Annotated in this window: 19 protein-coding genes and 1 pseudogene; 12 read left to right on the top strand and 8 right to left on the bottom strand. The window is 61.6% G+C overall.

The window, feature by feature from the left end; genetic code table 11:
• Positions 1-49: 49 nt before the first annotated feature.
• From ACVWXD_RS26980 to pilG, 6 genes and pseudogenes are all read right to left on the bottom strand, one after another.
• Positions 50-505 carry a chemotaxis protein CheW gene (locus ACVWXD_RS26980; RefSeq protein WP_032884118.1) on the bottom strand — a complete coding sequence of 152 codons (456 nt, stop codon included), beginning with the start codon at positions 503-505 and terminating at the stop codon, positions 50-52.
• A complete protein-coding gene (locus ACVWXD_RS26975) occupies positions 498-6,317 on the bottom strand; it encodes an Hpt domain-containing protein (RefSeq protein WP_457371522.1) in 5,820 nt (1,939 codons plus the stop codon). Before ACVWXD_RS26975 ends, ACVWXD_RS26980 begins: the two co-directional genes overlap by 8 nt.
• A 113-nt stretch (positions 6,318-6,430) precedes the next feature.
• A pseudogene (locus ACVWXD_RS26970) lies at positions 6,431-8,483 on the bottom strand (methyl-accepting chemotaxis protein).
• Complete coding sequence (locus ACVWXD_RS26965) at positions 8,480-9,004, bottom strand: chemotaxis protein CheW (protein WP_032884121.1); 525 nt, start codon at positions 9,002-9,004, stop codon at positions 8,480-8,482. The pseudogene ACVWXD_RS26970 and the gene ACVWXD_RS26965 overlap by 4 nt, the downstream one beginning before the upstream one ends.
• A gap of 12 nt (positions 9,005-9,016) precedes the next feature.
• Complete coding sequence (gene pilH, locus ACVWXD_RS26960) at positions 9,017-9,382, bottom strand: twitching motility response regulator PilH (protein ID WP_014720320.1); 366 nt, start codon at positions 9,380-9,382, stop codon at positions 9,017-9,019.
• A 46-nt stretch (positions 9,383-9,428) separates the two neighbouring features.
• On the bottom strand, positions 9,429-9,836 hold the full coding sequence (gene pilG, locus ACVWXD_RS26955) for a twitching motility response regulator PilG (RefSeq protein ID WP_095185125.1): 408 nt from the start codon (positions 9,834-9,836) through the stop codon (positions 9,429-9,431).
• A gap of 238 nt (positions 9,837-10,074) precedes the next feature.
• Here pilG and gshB point away from each other — a divergent pair, with 238 nt between their 5' ends.
• From gshB to ACVWXD_RS26920, 7 genes are all read left to right on the top strand, one after another.
• The gene (gene gshB / locus ACVWXD_RS26950) at positions 10,075-11,028 is read left to right on the top strand and encodes a glutathione synthase (protein WP_032884123.1); all 954 of its coding nucleotides are present in this window, start codon (positions 10,075-10,077) and stop codon (positions 11,026-11,028) included.
• Between the two features lie 77 nt (positions 11,029-11,105).
• Positions 11,106-12,011, top strand: a complete 906-nt coding sequence (locus ACVWXD_RS26945) for an energy transducer TonB (RefSeq protein WP_032884124.1) — start codon at positions 11,106-11,108, stop codon at positions 12,009-12,011.
• A gap of 67 nt (positions 12,012-12,078) precedes the next feature.
• Positions 12,079-12,648, top strand: coding sequence for a YqgE/AlgH family protein (locus ACVWXD_RS26940; RefSeq protein WP_032884125.1), 570 nt, complete (start codon positions 12,079-12,081; stop codon positions 12,646-12,648).
• Positions 12,648-13,085, top strand: a complete 438-nt coding sequence (gene ruvX, locus ACVWXD_RS26935; RefSeq protein ID WP_457371521.1) for a Holliday junction resolvase RuvX — start codon at positions 12,648-12,650, stop codon at positions 13,083-13,085. Before ACVWXD_RS26940 ends, ruvX begins: the two co-directional genes overlap by 1 nt.
• A 73-nt stretch (positions 13,086-13,158) precedes the next feature.
• Positions 13,159-13,665 carry a bifunctional pyr operon transcriptional regulator/uracil phosphoribosyltransferase PyrR gene (gene pyrR / locus ACVWXD_RS26930; RefSeq protein WP_122756283.1) on the top strand — a complete coding sequence of 169 codons (507 nt, stop codon included), beginning with the start codon at positions 13,159-13,161 and terminating at the stop codon, positions 13,663-13,665.
• A gap of 24 nt (positions 13,666-13,689) precedes the next feature.
• On the top strand, positions 13,690-14,694 hold the full coding sequence (locus tag ACVWXD_RS26925) for an aspartate carbamoyltransferase catalytic subunit (protein WP_015886339.1): 1,005 nt from the start codon (positions 13,690-13,692) through the stop codon (positions 14,692-14,694).
• A complete protein-coding gene (locus ACVWXD_RS26920; RefSeq protein WP_032884129.1) occupies positions 14,691-15,962 on the top strand; it encodes a dihydroorotase in 1,272 nt (423 codons plus the stop codon). Before ACVWXD_RS26925 ends, ACVWXD_RS26920 begins: the two co-directional genes overlap by 4 nt.
• Before the next feature lie 132 nt (positions 15,963-16,094).
• Here ACVWXD_RS26920 and ACVWXD_RS26915 read toward each other — a convergent pair whose 3' ends face one another.
• Positions 16,095-16,523, bottom strand: a complete 429-nt coding sequence (locus ACVWXD_RS26915) for an NINE protein (RefSeq protein ID WP_027606088.1) — start codon at positions 16,521-16,523, stop codon at positions 16,095-16,097.
• A gap of 250 nt (positions 16,524-16,773) precedes the next feature.
• Between ACVWXD_RS26915 and ACVWXD_RS26910 the strand changes: the two genes are divergently transcribed.
• Positions 16,774-17,409 (top strand): C40 family peptidase, encoded by a 636-nt coding sequence (locus ACVWXD_RS26910; RefSeq protein WP_032884130.1) that lies wholly within the window; start codon positions 16,774-16,776, stop codon positions 17,407-17,409.
• A 140-nt stretch (positions 17,410-17,549) separates the two neighbouring features.
• Here ACVWXD_RS26910 and ACVWXD_RS26905 read toward each other — a convergent pair whose 3' ends face one another.
• Entirely contained in the window at positions 17,550-18,584 is a 1,035-nt protein-coding gene (locus ACVWXD_RS26905; protein ID WP_122756281.1) for a type IV pilus twitching motility protein PilT, read from the bottom strand.
• 57 nt (positions 18,585-18,641) lie between these two features.
• On the opposite strand from ACVWXD_RS26905, the gene ACVWXD_RS26900 reads away from it, so the two are divergent.
• The 4 genes from ACVWXD_RS26900 (at position 18,642) to metX (ending at position 22,042) form a co-directional block, all read left to right on the top strand.
• On the top strand, positions 18,642-19,328 hold the full coding sequence (locus ACVWXD_RS26900) for a YggS family pyridoxal phosphate-dependent enzyme (protein WP_032884134.1): 687 nt from the start codon (positions 18,642-18,644) through the stop codon (positions 19,326-19,328).
• Positions 19,329-19,361: 33 nt separating this feature from the next.
• Entirely contained in the window at positions 19,362-20,180 is an 819-nt protein-coding gene (gene proC / locus ACVWXD_RS26895) for a pyrroline-5-carboxylate reductase (protein ID WP_457371520.1), read from the top strand.
• A 9-nt stretch (positions 20,181-20,189) separates the two neighbouring features.
• Positions 20,190-20,780, top strand: coding sequence for a YggT family protein (locus ACVWXD_RS26890; protein WP_032884137.1), 591 nt, complete (start codon positions 20,190-20,192; stop codon positions 20,778-20,780).
• 122 nt (positions 20,781-20,902) lie between these two features.
• Positions 20,903-22,042 carry a homoserine O-succinyltransferase MetX gene (gene metX / locus ACVWXD_RS26885; RefSeq protein WP_095185132.1) on the top strand — a complete coding sequence of 380 codons (1,140 nt, stop codon included), beginning with the start codon at positions 20,903-20,905 and terminating at the stop codon, positions 22,040-22,042.

The raw sequence follows: 22,042 nt of genomic DNA, 5'->3' as shown, positions 1-22,042 counted from the left end.
AACCGCCCTCACCACAGGGGCCTTTCATTTCTCATGGAGAATGCGCCACTCAGGCCAACCCGGACTCCACCAGCAGCGCCTCAAGCCCCATCAAATCCGGCACCTTCGCCACATGTTCCCCCACCTGCACCGCTGCCAGTTCCAGCGGGCACAGCGGCACGTCCACATAGCTCAACTCGCTGTCGAGCTTGTACGACCGCGGAATACCCTGGATCACCAGCGCAATAAACTTCAACGTCGTCCGCCCGCCCAGCGCATTCAACACCACGATCCGCGAGCGTTCGCCGGTCACGCTGGCCTCGCCGCACACGGCTTCGAAACTGATCAACGGAATCTGCCGATCCCGCCACGTCACTTGCCGCAAATACCACGGCGGTGCGTCGCTGGCCGGTTCGCCGCGTTGGAAGTCGATCAACTCGGCGATGGCGACGTTGGGCAGTACCAGGTGACGGTCGGCCAGGGGCAGCAGCAGGCCGGTGAGTTGGCTGGTGCGGTGGTCAAGCATGGGACTTGCTCCAATAGGCGATGCTTTCCAGCAGCACCGACTCTTGATACGGCTTGCCGAGGTATTCGTTGACGCCGATCGCCATGGCGCGGTCGCGGTGTTTCTGGCCAGTGCGGGAGGTGATCATGATGATCGGCAGGCGCATCAAGCGCGGGTCGTTGCGCACTTGCGTGGCCACTTCAAAGCCGTCCATGCGCGGCATTTCGATGTCGAGCAGCATCAAGTCTGGGGTGTGTTCTTCAAGCACAGCCAGGGCGTCGATGCCGTCTTTGGCAGTGAGCACGTTCATGCCGTTGCGCTCCAGCAGCCGGCTGGTGACTTTGCGCACGGTAACCGAGTCGTCCACTACCAGCACCAGCAAGGGGCGTTTTTTCAACGGGTCGTTGAGGATCAGTGGCGCATCCACCGACTGCGCCGGCAAGGCTGGTTGGCGGGCGCGGATATGCGCCAGCAAGTCGATAATCAGCACCACGCGGCCGTCGCCGAGGATGGTCGCGCCGGACAAGCCTTGCACCCCCGCGAACTGCGGCCCCAGGCCCTTGACCACGATTTCCCGCGTGCCGGCCATGGCATCCACATGCACCGCCACACGCCGCTCATTGCACTGCACCAAGAGCACCGGCACCGGCTGGTACTGGCCCAGCAGTTTCGGACGGGCCACGGTATGCAGCAGGTCGCCGAGGTAAAACAGTTCGTAGCGCTGACCTGCGTATTCATAACGCGGCGGATCTTGCTGGTAGTGCCCCGCCAGCTCATGGGGCAGCACACGCACCAGCCCTTCGATGGTGTTGAGCGGGATTGCGTATTGGTCGTCGGCGCACTGCACCATCAGTGCGCGGTTGACCGACACGGTGAACGGCAGACGAATCCGAAAATGCACGCCCTCGCCCGGCGTCGACTCAATGAACATCGAGCCGCCGAGCTGGCGCACTTCTTCATGCACCACGTCCATGCCCACGCCGCGCCCGGAAATCTGCGTGATCTTTTCCGCAGTGGAAAACCCCGGCTGCAAGATGAACTGCAACACGTCGCGGTCGCTGATCTCTTGATGAGGGGCGAGCAACCCGCGCTTGATCGCCTTGCGCCGCACCGCTTCGAGGGGCACGCCGGCGCCGTCGTCGCGCATGTCGAAAACGATATCGCCGCCTTCGTGGGTCAGGTCCAGGGTGATGCGGCCCTTTTCCGGCTTACCGGCCAGCAGCCGCACATCGCGGGACTCCAGGCCATGGTCAACGGCGTTGCGCAGCATGTGCTCCAAGGGCGCCGCCATGCGTTCAAGCACGTTGCGGTCCATCTCACCCTCGGCATTGCCGACGATGAATTCCACGTCCTTGCCCAACTCGCCCGCCACCTGGCGCACGATACGTTTGAGTCGCGGCAACATACGCTCGAACGGCACCATGCGCGTGCGCATCAGGCCTTCCTGCAACTCGGTGTTGATGCGTGCCTGTTGCTGCAACAGGTCGTGCGCATCCTCGTTGCGACGGTCGAGGGTGTCCTTCAGGTCGAGCAGGTCGGAGGCGGATTCGGACAACGCGCGGGACAGTTGCTGCAACTGCGAATGGCGGTCCATCTCCAACGGATCGAAGTCTTCGTAGCCCAGGCGTTCGGCCTCGGCCTGTTGGCGGCTGAGAATGCGACCTTGGGTTTCGGTGTCGAGGCGGCGCAGTTGATCGCGCATTCGCTCAATGGTGGTTTCCACCTCGTTCAACGCAATGCGCGCGTCGTTGACCTGCTGTTCGATGCGGCCACGGAAGATCGAGGTTTCACCCGCCAGGTTGACCAGATCGTCCAGCAGGTCGGCGGAGATTTTCACCATGTCGGCGGTAGGATCAGCGACCGCTTCGGCCTTGCCTGCGGGCAACGCCACCGGCACCACTGGCTCTACGCTGGGGTGCACCAGGCTTTTGATGCGTTCGATGAGCTTGTCCACTGAGCCCACCGGCACCCCATCCGTCACGGCGTCGATCATCTGCGCCAGGCGGTCATGGCAGCCTTGCAGCAGCGCGAACAGCTCAGCCGACGGCGCGAGCAAACCGGCGGACAGCCCTTCGTACAGAAATTCAAGCTCATGGGCCAAGTCACCAATCGGCCCGATCTCGACCATGCGCGCGCCGCCCTTGAGGGTGTGCAGGTCGCGCAACAGGGTTTCGACTTCCTGGCGATTGTTCGGCTCGGCCTGCCAGCGCAGCAACGCGCTGCCCGAGCTGTCGAGAATGTCGGCCGCTTCTTCGAGGAAGATATCCAGCAATTCCGGGTCGGCGCCCGCCGTTTCAGGCGCTGGCGCCTGGGTCGCGGGCGTACTGCTCTGTCGCAGCTCCCGAAGCTTGGCAACCAGCTCGACGCTGTCGCTCAAGGGCTGGTGGTGGTGCAGTTCTTCCAGCTGCAAGGCCAGGTGTTCATGGCTGGCCATCAGCACTTGAGACAACTCGGCGCTGTAGCTGTAGCGACGGTCAACCAGGCCTTCGTAAAAGCATTCCAACTCATAGGCCAGATCGCCCACCGGGCCGATTTCAGCCATGCGCGCGCCGCCCTTGAGGGTGTGCAGGTCGCGCTGCAACGAGGACAACGGTGCAGCGTTTTCGGGCTCCAGCAGCCAGCGCTTGAGGGACTGCCCGGCGCTGTCGAGAATGTCCACGGCTTCTTCGAGGAAGATCTCGACGATCTCATCGTCCATCGCCGTTTCATGCTCCAACTGCGCGGTGGCGGCACCGAGTTCAGCGATGCTCAGGGCGCGGTTACCGTCACTTTTGATCAGGCCGGTGGCGGACGGGTCCAGGGCTCCGTCCAGCAATTCGCGCAGGGCCTCGACCCGTGCCGGGGCCAGGCTGATTTCCTGCCCGGCGGCCAGTTGGTCAAGCATGTTGATCAGCGCTTCATGGGCCTGTTCGGCCTCCCGGAAAAACCGCTCGCTGACGGCCAGACTGCTCTCTTCCACCGCGCCATAGAGGTCGAGCAAGGCTTCGCACAGTTCGTCGATAGGATGCAGGTCGGCGATGTGTGCCCCTTCTCCCAGCGTGGTCAGTTCATCCAGCAACGCCGTGAGTTCCTGGCGCTCGCCAGGGTGCTGTTGCCAACGACGCAGCAGGCTTTCGGCGTCGAGCAGGATATCCATGCCCTGGGCCAGAAAGTTGGCGATCAGTTGCGGGTCACGCTTGATGCGCAAGCCGGTGTTGGGCGCGTCGAGCAGCGTTGCCAACTGATGGTCAAGCAGGGCTTGGGTGCGGCCAATCAAGTCGGCCGCGCCCCTGATCGGCACCAGAGGGTCGCGATCCAGTTGGCGTAAGCCACGCTGGAACAGAGCTTCGGCTTCCAGCAGTAACTCCACCTCGTCCAGGTCCAGCGGCAGACGATGGGCCTTGTATTCGCGTGTCAGGTGATCCAGTGGGCGCACCAGCTCGGCAATCGGCAACACGCCGGCCATGTACGCACTGCCCTTGAGAGTGTGCAGCGCGCGTTGCAGCTCATCGCTGACCTGCAGCGGCACATGCTCGGCGGCCTGTTGCAGGAAGTGGTTGAGGCTGTCCAGATGGCTCTGGGCTTCGTTGCGGAAAATTTCCAGCAGCATCGGGTCGTGGGGTTCGCCAGCAGATAGGGCGCCGCCGCTGGCATAGGCGTGGGCGCGAGCGGCCAAGGCGTCGACCTCGTCGCGTTGGTGTTGGTCGTCCGTCGCAAAATCGGAGATCAACTCCGGCAGCAGGGCCACGGCGTCATCCAGCACCTGCTGGATCTCGGGGCCTAGGGCCACACTGCGTTCCAGCACCCGGTTCAGCAGGTTTTCAACAGCCCAGGCCAACTCGGCCAGGACCAGGGCGCGCACCATGCGGCCACTGCCTTTCAACGTGTGGAAAGCGCGGCGCATTTCGCCTTGGGCGGTTTTGTCCGCGCTGTTGGGCAGGTGGCGGTGCAGCACTTCGAGAACTTCGTCAGTCTCTTCAAGGAAGACTTCGCGTAGTTCATCGTCGATAGGCGCTTCATCGGCTGGCGGCGGTAGCAGACTACCGGGGCGTTGCAGGGCCGGCGGGTTGAGGCGCGAGGTAGGGTTGGCCAGTGCGTCGAACTGCGACTGGCTGGGCGTGACCTCGCTCGACAACGCACCATCGGGGGCGACCAACGCCTGGCGCCAGGGTTTCTCGGCGGGCAGATAGCCCAGCGTCGCCAGGCTTTGGGTGGCCAGTTCCAATACCCGCTCGCCAGCAGCGTCGGGGTCCTGGAGCATGCGTTCGAGGTAGTACTCCAAGCTGCTGATCACATCGGCAAAATGCTCCAGTTGCGCCTCTGCCGGCGGGCCTTCGTTGACCATCAACTGCTCATCGACGTAGTCGGTGCAGCCGCGCATCAGGCTCGCTGCACGCGGTAGCGGAATCATCGCCAACGCGCCACGCACCTGGCTCAGCAACTCCGGCAGCGATTCCAGGCGCTGACGGTCCCAGTCGGCTTCCATGCAGTCGATCACCAGCTCTTTAGCCTGCTTCAGGCACTGGCAGCACTCACGGATCACCAACTGGTGAATCTGGGTTAGGTCGGTAGTGGGCAGGCGGCTTTCTTCGCGGCTTTCCGGCTCGACGGTGCCGGCCATTCCGGCCAAGGTGGCTTCGACGTAGAGCAGCGCGCCAGCGACATCCATCAGCACGGCGTCGTTGGGTTCGCGTTGGCCTTGGGCCAGGCTCAGTACTACCGCAAGCTGGTCGATGATGACTTTGCGCGGCTGGCCGAACCCCAGCACCGCCAAGGTATCGGCGATCTGCCGCAGCGGCGCCAGCAGCGCATCAAGGTCGCTGGTGTGTTGGCGGTCGCTGCGCACGAACAGGTCGAGGCGTTCCTTGACCCGCACCAGTTCCTCGCACAACGCACCGAGCACTGAGCCCATGGCATTGCGGTCCGGCCCGGCCAGGCGGGCGCGCTCGGCGTCGACCACCGTGCTGTCGGGCAAGGCTTCATCCAGGCCGTATCGCTCTTTCAGGCTTTGCATGCGCGGCGTTGGCCGGGTGACTTTAGCGACGTAGAACAACAGGCTCTTGAGCAACTCATCCGGCGCAGATTGGTTGATGCCGCCTATGCCCTGGGCGAGCAGGCGCTTGAGTTGTTTGTCACTGGCCTTGAGCAGGCTGCGCAAAGCCGGGCTGTTGGCGACCACACCGGTGAGCATGCCCTCGACCAGCGCCGAGGCCACTTGCCACAACGGCAACAACGGCGCGCCCTGGCAGAGGGCTTCGAGGCGTGCGAACACCCGCGCCATGTCTTCCAGATTGCTTGGGCCGTGGTCTTCACGCAGCAGTCCGGCCAACGCCTGTTGCAGCAACTGGTGCCATTGACGCAATTGCTCATGCAGCTCAGGCGGCGCGCGCTGGGTCAGGGTTTCATCGGGCAGCGGCGCGATCGACAGCAATTGTGGGCTGAACAGGCTGGTTTCCGAGAGCAGGCTTTCACCCCGTGCGCTGCGTAGGTCGTTGAGCAGCGGCAGCACCACCAACGGCAGATCGCGACGGGCGCTGTGCACGCGGTCGAGGTACAGCGGCAGTTGGCCGAGGGCCTGTTGCAGAAGACGGATGCTTTCATCGCGCTGACTGACCCGCCCGGCCTTTAGCGCAAGGGCCAGTTCTTCGATCTCTTCGGCCAGCAGCGCTGCGCCATAGAACTCGACCATTTGCAGCGCACCATGCACCTGGTGGATACCGGACAGGCATTGGCTGATCACGTCATCGTCATGGGTTTCGACAAACGCATCCAGCGCCGAACGGGCCTGTTTCAGGGTTTCGGCAATGTCGCCCTTGACCCATTCGAGGGCCACGTAGTCGTGCCGATCAACCATAACTGCTCCGCTTAGAATTCGTGGGTTGCCTGGATCTCCAGACAGATGGAGATCACATGTGGGAGGGGCGGTGCGACGATTCGACTTGCCCCCTCCCACACTTTGACTGCATTTCAATCATCAACCTGTTTGGCCGCAGGCAAGGTGAAACCCGAGACCGACCTGCGCAACTGGCTCGCCATCTTCGCCAAATTGCCGATGCTTTCGGCAGTGGCGGTGGAACCCGACGACGTCTGCGTAGTGATTTGCTGGATCACGTTCATGGTCAGGGAGATCTGCCCTGCCGAGGACGTCTGTTGCTGCGCCGCATTGGAGATGCTCTGGATCAGCGCCGCCAAGGTCTTCGATACGCCTTCGATCTCTTCCAATGCCACGCCCGCGTCTTGGGCCAGCCGTGCACCGCGCACCACTTCGGTGGTGGTCTGTTCCATGGAGATGACCGCCTCGTTGGTGTCGGTCTGGATCGCCCGCACCAGGGTTTCGATCTGCCGCGTGGCAGCCGACGAGCGCTCGGCCAATCGCTGCACCTCATCGGCCACCACCGCAAAACCGCGCCCGGCATCCCCGGCCATGCTCGCCTGGATGGCGGGCGTTGAGGGCGAGGATATTGGTCTGGTCGGCGATGTCGTCAATCAGGCTGACGATGTCGCCAATCTCCTGGGACGATTCACCCAAACGCTTAATACGCTTGGCGGTGTCCTGGATCTGTTCGCGGATGTTGTCCATGCCGTGGATGGTGTTGTGCACCACCTCGTTGCCCTTGTTGGCGATCTCTACCGAGCGCTCCGCCACTGCCGAAGACTCGGCGGCGTTGGCCGACACTTGGTCGATGGATTGGGCCATCTGATTGATTGCGGTGGAGGCTTCGGCGATCTGCTGGGCCTGATGCTCGGAGGCCTGGGCCAAGTGCATGGCGGTGGCCTGGGTGTCTTGCACAGCACCGGCGACCTGGCCGGCGGTGAGGTTGATCGTCGCGACCAAATCGCGCAGTTGGTCCACGGAATAGTTGATCGAGTCGGCGATAGTGCCGGTGAAGTCTTCGGTCACCGAAGCCGTCACAGTGAGGTCACCGTCGGCCAGGTCTTCGATTTCATCCAGCAAGCGCATGATCGCGTTTTGGTTGCGCTCGTTCTTCTCGGCAGTCTCGTGCAGTTGGCGGTTGGTCTCACGCACCATCACCAGGCCAATCAGGATGATCGAGGCCAGCGCCAACAGGCCCAGCACATACCCGCCGATGGTGTCGAAACTGCGCCCGCTGGCGAGGTTTTCGAACCCGATAGCCAAGTGCGAGGCTTCATCAAGCAGGGTTTGCGACAGGTTGAAAATATTGCTCGCCGAGGCACGCACCTGGAACAGCTGCGGCGAGGTTTCGAGGATTTCATCCACGGAGCCAGAGACAAATTCGAACAGCTCGGCAATGTCCGCCAGCCGCGCGCGGGCATCGTGGTCTTCGACTTGGGTGATGCGCAGCCCAGGGTTGCCGTTGAGCATGCCATTGAGGACCTGACCAAAGCGGGCGGCATCACGGCCAAAGGTGTCGGCGGCCTGCGCGGCGGTTTCGTCGCCGGCCAGCACGGTGTTGACCGCACCCAAGATACGTTCGGCCAGCAGCGACTGGCGTTGGGCCAAGGCCACCTGGCTGGCCGGGGCGCCACGTTGCAGCAGGATGTCGACGACCTTCTCCGACTCCATCTGCAATTGCGGCACGGTTTCAGCGAGGGTCGCAGCCACTTGATGCAGGGACAGTACGGTCTGCTCGCTGGCGAGGATCGCGTCGGTGTTTTTCAGCAGCGCTTCCCAATCGGTCTGCACAGCACGCATCTCGGCACGGACCGCACTGGGTGCCGCGGGCAAGCCGGTTTGCGGGTCGCCTTTTTTCAGGTAGCCCCAGCGCTGGGCAAAATCGTTTCGCGCATCTCCCAACAGCTTGAAAGCAGCGGCCTTGCCAGCGGCGGCCTCGGTAGCGTTCTTGGCGATGCGTTGGGACAGCACGCGCAGTTCACCGGCGTGGCCGATGTACTGTTTGTCGTAGGTAGACTGGGTGTTGAGGTACGCGAAGTTGGCGAACAGCAGCATGATGAACACGATCAGTGCGATAAACAGCACGATGATCTGTGAACGGCTGCGCGAGCCGGCCTGGGGTTTGGGCGTGGTAGCGGTGGTCATGCGGCGACATCCATGAAGCCTGGGGCCTGGGCCAGGGCGAAGGGGCTGAAGACCTGCCACAGCGGATCACCCTCGAAGTGACCCTGGATAAACGGCGCGCCAGGGCTGGTGTTCGCCAGCAAGGCGTCTTGTGCAAAATGCTGCATCCCCACCACCTCATCCACCAGCAGCCCGACAAACAGATCGTTGTATTCCACCACCAGCACCCGCCGTTGCTTGCGCGCCTTGGACAGCGCGAGGCCGAGGAAGCCACCCAGGTCCATCACCGGCAGCAGGCGCCCGCGCAGGTTAGCAACCCCTTTGACCCAAGCCTTGACCCCAGGCATTAAAGTGCAACGTGGTTCATGCAGGACTTCGGCTACTTCGCCCATGGGCGCCACATACCAATGTTGCCCCAGGCGAAAGCCGATACCGCTCCAGCGTTGCAGGCGGGTTTCCTGGGACGGCAGGTCGGCGGCCAGCAGGCGGCAGCGGCGGTCGATGTCCAGCAGCAACTCGAAGGCGGTTTGCGACTCGGTCATGATGGCGTGCCGTCAGCCGGCCAACACCTTGTTCAGGGTGGCGATCAAGGTTTCTTCGTCCACAGGCTTGGTCAGGTAGTCCTTTGCACCCTGGCGCGCGCCCCAGATCTTGTCGGTTTCCTGATCCTTGGTGGTGATGATGATGATCGGGATACCGTTGGTTTCCGGCTCCTTGGACAGTTGGCGAGTAGCCTGGAAGCCATTGAGGCCAGGCATCACGATGTCCATCAGCACTGCGTCGGGCTTTTCCTGGCGAGCCAGGGCCACGCCGTCCGCACCGTTCTCGGCCTTGAGGACTTGGTGGCCGTGCTTTTCCAGCATGCCGGTGAGTTTGTACATTTCGGTCGGCGAATCGTCGACGATCAGAACACGTGCCATGGTTTTCCCCACTACATTGGTCGGCGCCGGCCCTTGTGGGGCGGCGTCAGTGTGCTTGTTCTACTGCGGCGAACCCCGGCACATAGGCCTTGATTGCACCCAGCAGTTCTTCCTTGCTGAAAGGCTTGGTCAAAAACTGATCGACACCCACGATGCGCCCCTTGGCCTTGTCGAACAGACCGTCCTTGGAGGACAACATGATCACCGGAATCGACTTGAACGCCGGGTTGTTCTTCACCAGGGCGCAGGTCTGATAACCATCCAGGCGCGGCATCATGATGTCTACAAAGATAATGTGCGGGTGATGATCAACAATCCGCGCCAGGGCATCGAAACCGTCGATGGCCGTAATGACCTCGCACCCCGAGTTCTTCAACAGCGTCTCGGCGGTGCGGCGGATCGTTTTCGAATCGTCGATCACCATCACTCTCAAGGCGTTGGAATGCTGTTCCATATCTGCTCTACCATCGCCACAGCGAGTCGGTTTTCGGTGTGTACTGCCTGATGTTGCACAGGATGATCGCCGCAGGCCTTGGATTTCAAGGGCTGCTGCGCTGTGGCAGTCTTTTTAGCACAGTCTCGGAGAGCAATCTATCGAGGCACCCGCCAGGTGGTTTTTCCTTGACCCACAACAGCCGCAGCGCCACTCTGACGCCACTTTTATGCGCCCAATTTGCTAGAGGAAATCCCCCATGAGCGTTCGCGTCGGCATTGTCATGGACCCTATCGCCAGCATTTCCTATAAAAAGGACAGCTCGCTGGCCATGCTTCTGGCCGCCCAGGCCCGCGGCTGGACCCTGTTCTATATGGAGCAGCGCGATCTGTACCAGGGCGACGGCGAGGCCCGCGCGCGCATGCGCCCGCTGCAGGTGTTCGCCAACCCGGAAAAATGGTTCGAGCTTTCGGACGAAATCGACAGCCCCCTGAGCGACCTGGACGTGATCCTGATGCGCAAGGATCCGCCGTTCGACATGGAATTCGTCTACTCCACCTATCTGCTGGAGCAGGCCGAGCGCGCCGGCGTGCTGATCGTCAACAAGCCGCAAAGTCTGCGCGACTGCAATGAAAAGCTGTTCGCCACACTGTTCCCGCAGTGCACACCGCCGACCGTGGTCAGCCGCCGCGCCGATGTGCTGCGTGAATTCGCCGCCAAACACGGCGATGTGATCCTCAAGCCGTTGGACGGCATGGGCGGTACGTCGATCTTCCGTCACCGCGCTGGCGACCCGAACCTGTCGGTGATCCTGGAAACCCTGACCGCCCTGGGCACCCAGCAGATCATGGGCCAGGCTTACCTGCCAGCAATCAAGGACGGCGACAAGCGCATCCTGATGATCGACGGCGAACCGGTGGACTACTGCCTCGCGCGTATCCCGGCGGCAGGCGAGACCCGAGGCAACCTGGCGGCAGGTGGGCGCGGTGAAGCACGGCCTTTATCGGATAAGGATCGCTGGATCGCTAGCCAAGTTGGCCCGACCTTGCGGGAAAAAGGCCTGCTGTTTGTAGGCCTTGACGTAATTGGTGAAAATCTCACCGAAATCAACGTCACCAGCCCGACCTGTATTCGCGAGATAGACAATGCATTTGGCACGAACATCGGCGAAATGCTGATGGCCGCCATTGAGCGCAAGCTCGCAGCCAAGTGATATAGAACAGCCGGACACACACCAACATTGCGTTATCATGCGCCACCTGTGAAACGCGCGATGTTGGTTCTTTTGTCATGACACTCCCGTCCGATCTGCCCCCCGAACTCTCCCACAGCGGCGTGCGCCCGGCTGATCGGCTCGGATTTACCCTGTTTCTGGCTGCCTTGATTCATTTGGCCTTGCTCCTTGGCGTGGGCTTCACCATGGTCGAACCCAAGCAGATCACCAAGACCCTGGAAATCACCCTGGCCACGTTCAAGAGTGAAAAGAAGCCCGAGAAGGCAGATTTTCTAGCCCAGGACAATCAACAGGGCAGCGGCACCCTCGACAAGAAAGCCATCCCCAAGACCACCGAACTGGCACCGTTCCAGGACAACAAGGTCAATAAAGTCACGCCACCTCCTGCGCCGAAGCCCGAGGTCAAGCAGGCTACGCCCAAGCCTACGGTGGCCACCATCGCACCCAAACCGCAAAAAGCTCCGGTCCAACGCGAAAAGACCAAGACCGAGCCGCAGCCGGAGCCCGTCAAACCGGCGCCTACCTTCGACAGCTCGACCCTGTCCGACGAAATCTCCAGCCTGGAAGCCGAACTGGCTAACGAACAGCAGTTGTACGCCAAGCGCCCACGCATCTACCGCTTGAATGCCGCCTCGACCATGCGCGACAAAGGTGCCTGGTATAAAGACGAGTGGCGTAAGAAGGTCGAGCGCATCGGTAACCTCAACTACCCGGAAGAAGCGCGGCGCCAGCAGATCTACGGCAACTTGCGTCTATTGGTATCGATCAACCGCGACGGCACCTTATATGAAGTGCAGGTGTTGGAGTCCTCCGGCCAACCGCTGCTGGACCAGGCCGCCCAACGCATCGTGCGCCTGGCCGCGCCGTTTGCCCCGTTTACCGGCGACCTGAATGACGTGGACCGCCTGGAAATCATCCGTACCTGGAAGTTTGCCAAGGGCGATCGGCTCTCCAGCAACTGATCAGACATGTCCTGCCACAGGTAACTCCAGCTTGTCAGTTCGCCCCTCCAACGCCACACTAGCGGACATGAAAAATGTCAGCCCGACCTACCTCAAGCACCAATTCCTGATCGCCATGCCCCATATGGCCGACCCGAACTTTGCGCAGACCTTGACCTACATCGTCGAGCACACGGCCAATGGTGCCATGGGGTTGGTGGTGAACCGCCCGCAAGCGCTGAACCTCGCCGATATCCTTGAGCAACTGCGTCCGGAGATCGATCCGCCGGCCCGTTGCCAATCGGTGCCGATCTACATCGGCGGGCCGGTACAAACTGATCGCGGCTTTGTGCTGCACCCGACCGGGCCGACGTTCCAGGCCACGGTGGACCTGGACGGTGTGTCGCTGTCCACCTCCCAGGACGTGTTGTTCGCCATCGCCGACGGTGTAGGCCCAGAGCAAAGCGTGATCACCTTGGGGTACGCCGGTTGGGAAGCAGGGCAACTGGAGGCCGAACTGGCCAGCAATGCCTGGCTGACCTGCCCCTTCGACGCCGACATCCTGTTCAACACGGCCAGTGAACTGCGCCTGGAAGCGGCCGCCGCCAAGTTGCGGGTCAACCTCAGCCTGCTGACCAGCCAGGCGGGGCACGCCTGATGGCCTTGCGTCTGATCCTCGGTTTTGACTACGGCACCAAACAGATCGGCGTAGCGGTCGGCCAGGTGATCACCGGCCAGGCCCGCGAGTTGTGCACCCTCAAGGCCCAGAACGGCATACCGGACTGGAATCAGGTCGAAGCCCTGATCAAGGAATGGAAGCCCGACGCGGTGGTGGTCGGCCTGCCCCTTAACATGGACGGCACCCCCAGCGACATGTGCCTGCGCGCCGAAAAATTCGCCCGTCGCCTCAATGGTCGTTACAACATCCCCTTCTATACCCACGATGAACGCCTGACCACTTTTGAAGCCAAGGGTGAACGCCGCGACCGTGGCGGCCAGAAGGGCAGTTACCGCGAAAACCCCGTAGACGCCATCGCCGCCGCCTTGCTGTTGCAGGGCTGGCTGGACGAAAACACCGCTTTATTTGAATCCTGACTGACGCGGCTTGCCGCGTCTTCTTACGTTTGAGCCCGGAACTTGCCTACAGCAAGGCCTTGAAGGAGCCACCATGAGCCTGCCCAATCCCGCCGAACTGATCAGCCAGATGGCATTACGCCTCAAAGCGCACCTGGAACACCGCGGAATCAGCGAACCGCGCTTTATCGGCATTCGCACCGGCGGTGTGTGGGTCGCTCAGGCGTTACTGGACGAACTGGGCAGCGACTCGCCACTGGGCACCCTCGACGTGTCCTTCTACCGTGATGACTTCAGCCAGAACGGTCTGCACCCGCAAGTGCGCCCGTCCGCCCTGCCGTTCGAGATTGAAGGCCAGCACCTGGTGCTGATCGACGACGTGCTGATGAGCGGCCGTACCATCCGCGCCGCCATGAACGAGCTGTTCGACTACGGCCGCCCGGCCAGCATCACGCTGGTCTGCCTGCTGGATCTGGACGCCGGCGAGTTGCCTATCAGCCCGGATGTGGTTGGCGCGACCCTGTCGCTGCAAGCCCAGCAACGGGTAAAATTGTCCGGTCCAACGCCGCTCGAACTCGAACTGCAAGACCTCGCCCTTTAAACCGCCTTGTAAAGAGTCCCCGCGATGACGCCTCTAGATGCCAAGCGCCCGCTGCAGCTCAATGCTCAGGGCCAGTTGCAACACTTTTTGTCCCTCGACGGTTTGCCCCGCGAACTGCTCACCGAAATCCTCGACACCGCCGACTCATTCCTCGAAGTCGGTGGCCGGGCGGTGAAGAAAGTCCCGTTGCTGCGCGGCAAAACCATCTGCAACGTGTTCTTCGAAAACTCCACCCGCACTCGCACCACCTTTGAGCTAGCGGCCCAACGACTGTCGGCCGACGTGATCACGCTGAACGTGTCCACTTCGTCGGCGAGCAAGGGCGAAACCCTGCTCGACACCCTGCGTAACCTGGAAGCCATGGCCGCCGATATGTTCGTGGTGCGCCACGGCGACTCCGGCGCCGCGCATTTCATCGCCGAGCACGTGTGCCCGCAGGTAGCGATCATCAACGGCGGCGACGGCCGTCACGCCCACCCGACCCAAGGCATGCTCGACATGCTCACCATCCGTCGGCACAAGGGCAGCTTTGAAAACCTATCGGTGGCCATCGTCGGCGACATCCTGCACTCGCGGGTAGCACGCTCGAACATGCTGGCCCTGAAAACCCTGGGTTGCCCGGACATTCGCGTGATCGCGCCGAAAACCCTGCTCCCCATCGGCATTGAGCAGTACGGCGTGAAGGTCTACACCGACATGGCCGAAGGCCTCAAGGATGTAGACGTGGTGATCATGTTGCGCCTGCAACGCGAGCGTATGTCCGGTGGTTTGCTGCCGAGCGAGGGTGAGTTCTACCGCTTGTTCGGCCTGACCACCGCGCGCCTGGCCGGCGCCAAACCGGATGCCATCGTGATGCACCCGGGTCCGATCAACCGAGGGGTGGAGATTGAGTCGGCGGTGGCCGATGGCAACCAGTCGGTAATTCTCAACCAGGTGACCTACGGCATCGCCGTGCGCATGGCGGTGTTGTCCATGGCCATGAGCGGGCAAACCGCGCAACGTCAATTCGAGCAGGAGAACGCCCAGTGAAGCTCAGCATTCTTGGCGCTCGCGTTATCGACCCGGCCAGTGGCCTGGATCAAGTCACCGATCTTCATCTGGAAGCCGGCAAGATCATCGCCATCGGCGCCGCTCCCAGCGATTTCAGCCCCAGCCAGACCATCGACGCCAAAGGTCTGGTGGCCGCGCCTGGGCTGGTGGACCTGAACGTCGCCCTGCGCGAGCCGGGTTACAGCCGTAAAGGCAGCATCGCCAGCGAAACCCGCGCCGCTGCGGCCGGTGGCGTGACCAGCCTGTGCTGCCCACCGCACACCAAGCCGATCCTCGATACGTCGGCCGTGACCGAGCTGATCCTCGACCGTGCCCGCGAAGCTGGCAATTGCAAAGTGTTCCCCATCGGCGCCCTGAGCAAAGGTCTGGAAGGCGAACAACTCGCCGAATTGATCGCCCTGCGCGACGCTGGTTGCGTGGCCTTCGGCAACGGTCTGGAGAGCTTTCGCAGTACCCGCACCTTGTGCCGCGCCCTGGAATACGCGGCCACCTTCGATCTGACGGTGATCTTCCACTCCCAGGACCGCGACCTGGCCGAAGGCGGCTTGGCCCATGAAGGCGCCGTCGCCAGTTTCCTCGGCCTGCCGGGTATTCCGGAAACCGCCGAAACCGTCGCTCTTGCCCGTGACCTGCTGCTGGTGGAACAAAGCGGCGTACGCGCGCACTTCAGCCAACTCACCAGTGCCCGGGGCGTGGCCCTGATTGCACAGGCTCAGGCTCGCGGTCTGCCGGTGACTGCGGATGTGGCGCTGTACCAATTGATCCTCACGGATGAAGCGCTGATCGACTTCTCCAGCCTGTACCACGTGCAACCGCCCCTGCGCACCCTGGCCGACCGTGACGGTTTGCGTGCCGCGGTCAAATCCGGTGTGGTTTCGGCGATTTCCAGCCACCACCAGCCCCACGAGCGCGATGCCAAGCTGGCACCGTTTGGCGCGACCGAGCCGGGGATCAGCAGTGTGGAGCTGTTGCTGCCACTGGCGATGACGCTGGTGGAGGATGGCCTGCTCGACTTGCCGACGCTGCTCCAGCGCCTGAGCGCTGGCCCGGCCGAAGCCTTGCGCCTGCCGGCCGGCAAATTGGCCGTGGGCGCCGCAGCGGATCTGGTGCTGTTTGACACGGCCAGCTCCACGGTTGCCGGGGAGCACTGGCTGTCCAAGGGTGAAAACTGCCCGTTCATCGGCCATAGCCTGCCGGCGAGCGTGCGCTACACCTTGGTGGATGGGCGCATCAGCTACCAGGCCTAAAGCGGGCACGCAAAAAAAGTGGGAGGGGGCTTGCCCCCGATTGCAGTGGGTCAGCACCAGATAAGCTGACTGATCCACCGCTATCGGGGACAAGCCCCCTCCCACATTTAGTTCTCTATAAAGCCTGAGAAATCAGCGTCCCCCGTTGCGCTCTGCATTGCGGATCGAAACCTGGGTATTCAACGTCCAGAAGTCATACAGCACCCCCACCAGGAACAAGCCACCGGTCAGCAGGTAGATCAGGCCGGTGATCCATTTGCCCTGGTACATGCGGTGCACGCCGAACACCCCCAGAAACGCCAACAGAATCCACGCCACGTTGTATTCGATGGGACCGGCGGTAAAGCGCAGGTCGGCTTCACGGTCCATGGCCGGGATCAGGAACAGGTCGATCAGCCAGCCGATACCCAGCAGGCCAAGGGTAAAAAACCAGATCGTCCCGGTGACAGGTTTGCCGTAATAAAAACGATGCGCGCCGGTAAACCCGAAAATCCAGAGCAGGTAACCGATCACCTTGCTGTGGGTGTCTTGTTGCGGCCCAACCTGTTGATAGGTGTTCATGACGTACCTCTTTTGCTTCGATAGATAAATTTTTTCATTTTCTTTGTGACTTTTTTACGGGCGCCCGACGTACGGCAAATGGTATCTTCACTGCCCTGAAAGCCTTATGCCACCTGACCTGTGTAGGACAATTGCGGCGAATCGTCGCGTATTTCCTGATTTTGACGTCAAGGTTCAGTCGACAAACGGCCTGAGAACGACACAAAAAGCTGTTATAAAGTTGCGCGCAAACCCATAAGAGCCACGCCTAATGCGACCATTTTTAAAGACATGGCTAACCATTTGCCTATTAATGCCACTGGCCGCCCACGCCACCAATCGTGAGCAACGACTTCCGAACGTTAACGGTTTCACCCCTAAAGTCCACAGCACGCCAAGCACTGCCAAATCGGTAAAGCCGACCGTCAGCCGCCCGACTCAATTGAGCAAGGCGCACGGTAAAGCAGTTCCCGGCCTCGTGGCAGTCAACACCAAGCAAAGCAGCAACGTCCTCAGCCGCGCCGTAAACGTGCTCGGTACACCTTATCGTTGGGGCGGCAGCAGCCCAAGTAAAGGGTTCGACTGCAGCGGCCTGGTGAAATATGCGTTCAACGACGTAGCCGCCGTGGATCTGCCGCGCACTTCCAATGCCATGGCCGCCGGCCACGGGCAGAAGGTTGATCGCAAGGACCTGAAACCAGGTGATCTGCTGTTCTTCAAATTGAAGAGCCGCCAGGTCAATCACGTTGCCATCTACTTGGGCAATGACCGTTTTATCCACGCACCGCGTCGTGGCAAGTCGGTCAGCATCGACACGTTGAAAAAGCCGTTTTGGGACAAGAACTACGTGATTGCCAAGCGGGTTCTGCCGAAAGAGCAGAACACCTTGCGAGTGGTTCAACGCTGATTTCAAGCTGAAATGCAGTCGTCAATGTGAGAGGGGGCTTGCTCCCGATCGCGGTGAATCAGTCAGTTTATCTGTACCTGACCCACTGCAATCGGGAGCAAGCCCCCTCCCACATTTGGATCTCCTTATATCTCCCGATCTTAGATATCCCCAGGCACCCTCGCCTTCTCCAGCGCCTCTTCCCGGCTGATCACGCCCTGCGTGACCAACGCCTTCAAACTCATATCCAATGTCTTCATCCCCAACGCCCCGCCGGTCTGGATAGCCGAGACCATCTGCGCCACCTTGTCCTCACGAATCAGATTACGAATGGCTGGCGTGCCCAACATGATTTCATGGGCCGCCACGCGCCCGCCGCCGAGCTTCTTCACCAGCACCTGTGACACCACCGCCTGCAACGACTCCGACAACATTGAGCGGACCATGGCCTTTTCGCCGGCCGGGAACACGTCGACCAGCCGATCCACGGTCTTTGCCGCGGAGGTAGTGTGCAAGGTGCCAAATACCAGATGCCCGGTTTCAGCCGCCGTCAGGGCCAGGCGGATGGTTTCCAGGTCACGCAGTTCGCCCACCAGGATCACATCGGGGTCTTCACGCAGCGCCGAACGCAGGGCTACCGAAAAACTGTGGGTGTCGCGGTGCACCTGGCGCTGGTTGATCAGCGCGATTTTCGGCCTGTGGATAAATTCGATAGGGTCTTCGAGCGTAAGGATGTGCTGGCGCCGATGCTGATTGAGGTAATCGATCATTGCCGCCAGAGTGGTGGACTTGCCGGAGCCAGTGGGTCCGGTCACCAGCACCAGGCCACGTGGCAATTGGGCGATGCGTTGGAACACCGCCCCGAGACCCAGGCTATCCAGGCTCTGGACTTCGGCCGGAATAGTACGAAACACCGCGCCCATGCCGCGATCCTGTTGGAATACGTTGGCCCGGAAGCGCGCTACACCCGGCAGCTCGAAGGCAAAATCCGTTTCAAGAGATGTTTCGAAATCCTTTTGCTGGTATTGATTGAGCAAAGGGCTCAATAAATCCGCGACTTGCGGGGCAGAAAGCACCGGCCAATCCATCGGCCAGACTTCGCCATCGATTCGCCACATCGGCGCCAGCCCCGCCGACAGGTGCAGGTCGGAGGCGCCACGGCGCACGCCGGCCACCAGTAATTCAGTGATATCCATAGGGCTTTCCATTTCCAGTAGAATGCCGCGGACTCCATATCCACGGGCGCATCTTGAATGTCGACGATAGCAGACAACATCGGCCTGGTTAGCCAGCGCATCCGCGCCGCAGCCGACGCCGTGCAACGTGACGCAAGCAGCATCCACCTGCTGGCCGTGAGCAAGACCAAACCCGCCCAAGCAGTGCGCGAAGCCTATGCCGCCGGGCAGCTCGAATTCGGCGAAAACTATCTGCAGGAAGCCCTGGGCAAACAGGCTGAATTAACCGACCTGCCCTTGAGTTGGCACTTCATCGGCCCCATTCAATCGAACAAGACGCGCGCTATCGCCGAGAACTTCGCTTGGGTGCATTCCGTGGACCGCCTCAAAATTGCACAACGCCTGTCCGAACAACGCCCGGCCGACCTGCCGCCGCTGAACATCTGTATCCAGGTCAATGTCAGCGGCGAAGCCAGCAAGTCCGGCTGCACGCCCGCCGACTTGCCGGCCTTGGCCAATGCCATCAGTGCCCTGCCGCGCTTGACGCTGCGTGGCCTGATGGCAATCCCCGAGCCGACTGAAGATCGGACCGAGCAAGATGCAGCGTTCGCTACCGTTCGCGACCTGCAAAACAGCCTGAACCTGCCGCTCGACACGCTTTCCATGGGCATGAGCCACGACCTTGAGTCGGCCATCGCCCAAGGCGCCACCTGGGTGCGGATCGGTACCGCCCTGTTTGGCGCCCGTGATTACGGCCAGCCGTGAAATGGCTGACCTCCCTCTGAATAAGGACCTGTCATGAGCAACACGCGTATTGCCTTTATCGGCGCCGGTAACATGGCGGCCAGCCTGATCGGCGGCCTACGGGCCAAGGGCCTGGACGCCGCGCAGATCCGCGCCAGCGACCCGGGCGCCGACACCCGTGCGCGCGTCAGCGCCGAGCACGGTATCGACACCTTTGCCGACAATGCCGAGGCCATCCAAGGCGTCGACGTGATCGTGCTGGCGGTCAAGCCACAAGCCATGAAGGCCGTGTGCGAAAGCCTGCGCCCAAATCTGCAACCGCATCAGTTGGTGGTGTCCATCGCTGCCGGCATAACCTGCGCCAGCATGAAGAAGTGGCTGGGGGCCCAGCCCATCGTGCGTTGCATGCCCAACACTCCGGCTCTGCTGCGCCAAGGCGTCAGCGGTTTGTATGCCACCGCCGAGGTCAGCACCGAACAACGTGACCAGGCCCAAGAGTTGCTGTCCGCCGTGGGCATTGCCCTGTGGCTGGATCAGGAACAACAACTGGAAGCGGTCACCGCCGTCTCCGGCAGCGGCCCGGCATACTTCTTCCTGCTGATTGAAGCCATGACCGCCGCCGGCGTGAAACTCGGCCTGCCACGGGAAGTCGCTGAGCAACTGTCCGAGCAGACCGCCTTGGGCGCCGCGAAGATGGCCGTGTCCAGCGATGCGGATGCCGCCGAGCTGCGCCGTCGCGTGACCTCACCAGGCGGCACGACGCAGGCCGCCATTGAATCGTTCCAGGCCGGGGGCTTTGAAGCCCTGGTGGAAAAAGCATTGGGTGCCGCTGCGCACCGATCGGCCGAAATGGCCGAACAACTGGGCAACTAAGGAGCCAATATGATTGGTTTGAACACCGCAGCCGTCTACGTGCTGCAAACCCTCGGCAGCCTCTACCTGCTGATCGTGCTGTTGCGTTTCGTGCTGCAACTGGTACGTGCCAACTTCTACAACCCACTCTGCCAGTTCATCGTCAAGGCGACCCAGCCGCTGCTCAAGCCGTTGCGCCGGGTGATCCCGAGCCTGTTCGGCCTGGATATGTCGTCGCTGGTACTGGCGATCCTGGTGCAGTTGGCCTTGATGGCGCTGACACTGCTGCTGACGTACGGCACCACCGGCAATTTCATACAGTTGCTGATTTGGGCAATCATCGGTGTGACCGCGCTGTTCCTGAAGATTTTCTTCTTCGCCTTGATCATCAGCGTGATCCTGTCCTGGGTCGCCCCGGGTAGCCACAACCCTGGCGCCGAACTGGTGAACCAGATCTGCGAGCCCGCCCTGGCGCCATTCCGCCGCCTGCTGCCGAACCTGGGCGGCCTGGATATCTCGCCGATCCTGGCGTTCATGGTGCTCAAGCTGCTGGACATGCTGGTGATCAACAACCTGGCCACCATGACCGGGATGCCTGAGATTCTGCGCCTGCTGATCTGACGCAAACAAATGAGGGAGGGGCTTGCTCCCTCCCTCCCTCATTTCGCAGCGCGCAGGCCTTTGCTTGCCGCTGGGTGCAGTGGTCTTTAGACTTACGCCTCATTTAAACGAGAGCAGGGTCGATGCCAGCTGCCTTCCCCCCCGATTCTGTTGGTCTGGTCGTGCCCCAAGTGGCGCACTTCAGCGAACCCCTGGCCCTGGCCTGCGGCCGTTCTCTGCCCGCCTACGACCTGATCTACGAAACCTATGGCCAACTGAACGCCACGGCGAGCAACGCCGTGCTGATCTGCCACGCCTTGTCCGGTCATCACCACGCAGCAGGCTTCCACAGTGCCGACGAGCGCAAGCCCGGTTGGTGGGACAGCTGTATCGGTCCCGGCAAGCCCATCGACACCAACAAATTCTTCGTGGTCAGCCTGAACAACCTCGGCGGCTGCAACGGCTCCACTGGCCCCAGCAGTATCAACCCGGAAACCGGCAAGCCGTTCGGCGCCGACTTCCCGGTGCTGACCGTGGAAGACTGGGTACACAGCCAAGCGCGTCTTGCCGATTTGTTGGGCATCAACCAGTGGGCCGCCGTGATCGGTGGCAGCCTGGGCGGGATGCAGGCACTGCAATGGACCATCACCTACCCTGATCGCGTACGCCATTGTCTGGCCATCGCCTCGGCCCCCAAGTTGTCGGCGCAAAACATCGCCTTCAACGAAGTGGCGCGCCAGGCGATCCTCACCGACCCCGAGTTCCACGGCGGTTCGTTCCAGGAAGCGGGCGTGATTCCCAAGCGCGGCTTGATGCTGGCGCGGATGGTCGGGCATATCACCTACCTGTCCGATGACTCCATGGGCGAAAAATTCGGCCGTGGCCTCAAGAGCGAGAAGCTCAACTACGATTTCCACAGCGTCGAATTCCAGGTCGAAAGCTACCTGCGTTATCAGGGCGAGGAGTTCTCCGGGCGTTTCGATGCCAACACCTATCTGCTGATGACCAAGGCCCTGGACTATTTCGACCCGGCGGCCAACCACGACGATGACCTGGCGAAAACCTTCGAAGGCGCCACGGCCAAGTTCTGCGTGATGTCGTTCACCACCGACTGGCGCTTCTCCCCGGCCCGCTCCCGCGAGCTGGTGGATGCACTGATGGCCGCACGCAAAGACGTGTGCTACCTGGAGATCGATGCGCCGCAAGGCCATGACGCCTTTCTGATTCCGATCCCGCGTTACTTGCAGGCGTTCGGCAATTACATGAACCGGATTACAGTGTGA

The organism is Pseudomonas sp. TE3911, from assembly GCF_054062775.1.
Note: the sequence above shows the minus strand (reverse complement) of the source record. Positions and strands in the feature narration are given on the sequence as shown.